The sequence below is a fragment of the Gemmatimonadales bacterium genome (assembly GCA_036265815.1).
Lineage (GTDB): Bacteria > Gemmatimonadota > Gemmatimonadetes > Gemmatimonadales > GWC2-71-9 > CAVVWJ01.
Window position 1 is genome coordinate 1 of the sequence record DATAOI010000053.1, and the last position, 4,747, is coordinate 4,747.

Genomic DNA, 4,747 nt, shown 5'->3' on the forward strand with positions numbered 1-4,747 from the left:
GGCCTCAGGCCGCCGGCGCGGCGCTGCGGCGGCGCTGCTTCTCGGCGAAGGCTTCCGCCGCAGCGCGGACCCAGGCGCCTTCGTCGTGCGCGGCGCGCCGAGCGGCGAGGCGCTCCCGGTTGCAGGGACCGTTGCCGCTGATGACCTGCTTGAACTCCGCCCAGTCGATCTCGCCGAACTCCCAGTGCTTGGTCTCGGCGTTGTAGCGGAGTTTGGGGTCGGGCAGCGTGAGGTTCACCGCCTGGGCCTGGGCCACGGTCAGATCCACGAACCGCTGCCGCAGCTCGTCGTTGCTGAACCGTTTCACCCGCCAGCGGAGCAGGTCCGCGCTGTTGGGGGAGTTGACGTCGCTGGGGCCGAACATCATCAGGGTCGGCCACCACCACCGGTTCACCGCATCCTGCACCATGGCCCGCTGCGCGGGCGTGCCGCTGGCCATGGTCGCGACGATCTCGTAGCCTTGCCGCTTGTGGAAGTTCTCTTCCTTGCAGATCCGGATCATCGCCCGAGCGTACGGGCCGTACGAGGCCTTGGCCAGCACGGTCTGGTTCACGATCGCGGCCCCATCCACGAACCAGCCGATGCACCCGATGTCCGCCCACGTCAGGGTCGGGTAGTTGAAGATGCTGGAGTACTTCGCCTTGCCGGTGAGGAGCTGGTCGATCAGCTCGGCGCGGGCAATGCCCAGCGTCTCGGTGGCGCAGTAGATGTAGAGCCCGTGGCCGGCTTCGTCCTGGACCTTGGCGAGCAGGCACATCTTGCGCCGCAGGGAGGGCGCGCGGGTGATCCAGTTGCCCTCGGGCAGCATGCCCACGATCTCCGAGTGGGCGTGCTGCGACATCATCCGCACCAGCTGGTGGCGGTACCGTTCCGGCATCCAGTCCTTGGGCTCGATCGTCTCGCCCGCGTCGATCCGGGCCTCGAACGCGGCGGCGGGTGCGGAGTCGTCCGGGATCAGGGGCGGGGAAGTGGGCACCTTAGCTTGCCTCTTGGAGTTAGGGGGTGGCGGCGCAGTCGCTGGAGCGGTCCCGGGCCACCCGCTACCTTCTAGCTAGTTGTATCGTATCGGACCTCGTCGGGGAAGGGAAGCCGTGACCCAGCGGACGCACGAGTCAGGTACGGTGACTACGCAGTTAGCGGACGGCATCGGCAGCGTGACCTTCGGGCATCCCAAGGGGAACTCGCTGCCGGGTGCTCTCCTCGCCGAGTTGGCGGCCCGGATCACGGCCCTGGGCCAGGAGCCACAGGCGAGCGTGATCGTGCTTCGGAGCGAGGGCACGGGCGCGTTCTGCGCGGGCGCGTCCTTTGCCGAGCTGTCCGCGATCACCGACGCCGAGGGCGGCACCGCTTTCTTCATGGGGTTCGCGAACCTGATCAACGCGATGCGGGAGTGCCCCAAGCTCATCCTGGCTCGGGTGCACGGTAAGGTGGTCGGTGGCGGGGTGGGGATGGTGGCGGCTTCCGATTATGCGCTCGCGACCACGGCGGCCCAGGTGAAGCTCAGCGAGCTCGCGGTCGGGATCGGCCCGTTCGTGGTCGGGCCCGTCATCGAGCGCCGGATCGGGGTGGGAAACTATGCCGCGCTGGGCATCGATGCAGCCGCGTGGCGGAACGCGGAGTGGGCTCACCAGCGCGGGCTCTACGCCGAGCTCCAGCCGGACGGCGCTGCGCTGGACGCGCGCCTCGCGACCCTCGCACGCCAGCTCGCGGCGAGCAATCCGGAGGCGACGGCGGCGATGAAGCGAGTCTTCTGGCAGGGAACCGAGCACTGGCCGGAGCTGCTGGCGGAGCGGGCGAGGCTGAGCGGGACGCTGGTGGTCTCTGACTTCGCCCAGCAGGCGATCGAGCGCCTCTCGAGCTGATTCGGAATCCGCGTTCATTGCCGTACCTGGTTAGTGCCTGAACTCCCGGTTACTCAAGGGTTCTGGCTGGCGCTGGACCGCTCCAGGGTCGGTCGTAAGTTGCTCTCGACTCGGCCGTGGCGGCCTTCCAGGCGGCGCTCCAAGTGCGGACTCTTGAGGCGATGCCCCAGGCCTATGGGAATACCAAGAACACCCTGGACGATGCTGTCAGATTGCGGGACTAGCTGTCGACGAGATAGTCTCACGTCACCCGCTCTCCCGCTCTACCACGCGGTCCAGCCACTGCCCTCTGCGGCCGGGAGCGATCAAGACCTGCTGATAGCTGCGCCTCATAGTATTGATCGAACGCCAACCGCCAACCGCCGACCCTGGCCACGTCTACGTCCGGTAGTTGTTAGCGCTCAGTCGCTCTTTCCGTGTGAACGAATGGCCTGACGCGGGTCGAGCCCCGATGACGCCTCGCTCCCCCTCGCATGAAGGCGCCAAGTCAGTCACCTGGTTGGCGATGTTGTCGTGCCTACTGTTTGCGTATGCAGCCGTCCGTGCCGCCGTGGTCCCCATCACGTGGGACGAAGCGTTCAGCTATCTCGAGTTCACCCGCAAAGGCCTGCTGTTGCCCTTCGGGCACTTCCGGGCGATGGCGGCCAACAATCACTACCTCAATACCTGGCTGACCTACCTCACGACCGGTGTGCTGGGCACGAGCGAGCTCACCCTGCGGCTTCCCACGCTGACGGCATACGGTCTGTTCCTCTACTATACGGCTCGCCTATGCAACGAGCTGTCTTCACCGCTCCTGCGGGTGTCCGCCTTCGTCGTGCTCAACGGCAACCCATACGTGCTGGATTACTTTTCCCTGGCCCGTGGCTACGGGCTTGCCTATGCGCTGCTGGCGGGGAGCCTCTGGTACCTGTATCGCTTCTTCCAGGGAGATCTGGAGGTCAGGTACAGCCGGACGAGCATTGGCTTTGCCATCCTTGCGGTTGTCGCGCACCTCACGCTGATCCATTTCCTCATCTCGCTGACGATCGTCGTCGTTCTTGCCACTTTCCTGTTTGCGCCTGCCGGATCGGGATTGCTTCAGCGCGCTTCGTACGCCCTGCGAGTCAATGCGGTGGGGCTGGCGGCCGTTGGCCTTTCCCTCGTGCCGGCAGCGTTCGTGATACGGAAGCTGCGGAGCGTCCACTCATTCTTCTATGGCGGCACGACGAGCTTCTGGCACGACACCGTCCTCGACGTATTCGATGCCTCACTTTATGGGAAGCCGTACCCGGCGCTGCTCGGGTTGCCATCGTTTCGGTTGAGCGAACTGTTGGGCGCTCTCGCGATACTCCTGGTGGCCGCCGCGCTGTGGGTGTCGATCCGGCGTGTCATGCACCACCCTCAGCCCCGCGACCTCTACCTGCCCGCCACCGTCATCCTGCTGTGCCTCTGCGTGCTCGCTCTGGTGGCCCAGCATCATCTGCTCGGCGTTCTCTACCTGAAGCGCCGCACCGGGATGTATCTCCTCATTCTTGGCACCTTCGGAGCGGTGATGCTGGCCGACGCGATGGCCCGCAGCGGCAGACAATGGCGGTATTGCCTTCCGGTCGCAGCTATCCTCGTCACGCTCCATCTCGTCAACTGCCTGAATCTGACCTACGCGCTCGAATGGAAGCTGGACTCGGACGTGAAGCAGATGCTCGTCGATATCGCCCTGGCGAGGGGTGTCACGCCCGGAGTCGAACGCCCGACCGTTCTCGGAGTCAACCTGGAATTCGAGGCACCGATCAACTTCTATCGTCGGGTGAATGGCCTCACCTGGCTGAACCCGGCCGACCGAAGAATGAAGCTCCACCCGCTGAGCGACTTCTATCTGTATACGGAGGACGATTGGGCAGCCGTCACCGCCGATTCCTTCGTGGTACTGAAGACATATCCGTTGAACAACAGCCGGCTGGTGCGCCGGAGAAGGCCCCCATCAGACTACGTCCTCAGGTTCGAGAAGACGCTCGACTTCGACGCACAGGCCGATTCGATGAGCACCCTCGAGGCAAGCTCGGAGGCCGTGGCGTTCAGCGGACGCAGGAGCGGTATGACCGATGGGCGCCATCGTCAGAGTGGAAGAATCACCTACATTCCCGAGGTCACGGGTGAGGCGGCGGAGCGGTCGCTGGTTGTCGCGGAGGCAATGGTGTGGATGCAGAGCTGGCGGAACGCCACCGCGCAGGTGGTTGTCGCGTTCGAGAGGAACAAGGAAGCCTATTCGTGGCAGACACTGACGGTGCAGGATGGTGTGCGGCGCGCGCGAACGTGGTCCCCCGTGAAGCTCATCGCCTTCGTGCCGCCAGACGTGCGGCCCGGCGATCGAGTCTCCGTGAAGCTGGAGAACAAGCGAGATCTGGTCTATATCGACGATCTGAAGATGCGTTGGCTTACGGCAGTATGGCCTGACCGATCTCCAGCGGTACCGGATCAACCATTACGTTAGGATTAAGGCCACAGCCACCAATCTCTTCGATGAAGAGCGTTTCGACGACTCCTGGGAGGATGGCGGCCACGTTCTGACCTGCTGCAGCCGAAGGTGTCACGATCGATGAATCCGGAGCCCACTACCAGCAAGCGCCTGCGTGCGCTGTCGCGAGAGGTCATGAGCCTGGTCCGGGCGCACGCTCCGCCCTGGACCGATCAGAACGACTCGGACCCCGGTCTCACGCTGATCCAGCTCCTGACCTGGCTCGCCGACGCGCTGACCGCCTCCGCCGACCAGGCCACCGGCGTGGCGGCGCTCGATGCCCAACGGAAGCTCGGCCAGATCGTGCGCCACGTCCTGTCCAGCGATTCCAGCGTGGTGACCGTGGACGGTATCGCCTGGCAACCGGCCTCCCCGGGATCGTCGGAAGAAG

The 4,747-nt window shown here is 65.0% G+C and carries 4 protein-coding genes; 3 read left to right on the forward strand and 1 reads right to left on the reverse strand.

Annotated elements, in window-relative coordinates:
* Positions 1 to 4: 4 nt before the first annotated feature.
* Positions 5 to 976: a 1,2-phenylacetyl-CoA epoxidase subunit PaaA gene (gene paaA / locus VHR41_12445; GenBank protein HEX3235002.1), complete on the reverse strand. Its 972-nt coding sequence runs from the start codon at positions 974 to 976 to the stop codon at positions 5 to 7.
* Between the two features lie 145 nt (positions 977 to 1,121).
* Between paaA and VHR41_12450 the strand changes: the two genes are divergently transcribed.
* The 3 genes from VHR41_12450 to VHR41_12460 all read left to right on the forward strand — a co-directional run.
* Entirely contained in the window at positions 1,122 to 1,862 is a 741-nt protein-coding gene (locus tag VHR41_12450; protein HEX3235003.1) for an enoyl-CoA hydratase/isomerase family protein, read from the forward strand.
* Between the two features lie 550 nt (positions 1,863 to 2,412).
* Positions 2,413 to 4,332, forward strand: a complete 1,920-nt coding sequence (locus tag VHR41_12455; GenBank protein ID HEX3235004.1) for a hypothetical protein — start codon at positions 2,413 to 2,415, stop codon at positions 4,330 to 4,332.
* A gap of 105 nt (positions 4,333 to 4,437) precedes the next feature.
* Positions 4,438 to 4,747: hypothetical protein (locus VHR41_12460; protein HEX3235005.1), on the forward strand; the 310-nt coding region annotated here is incomplete at its 3' end.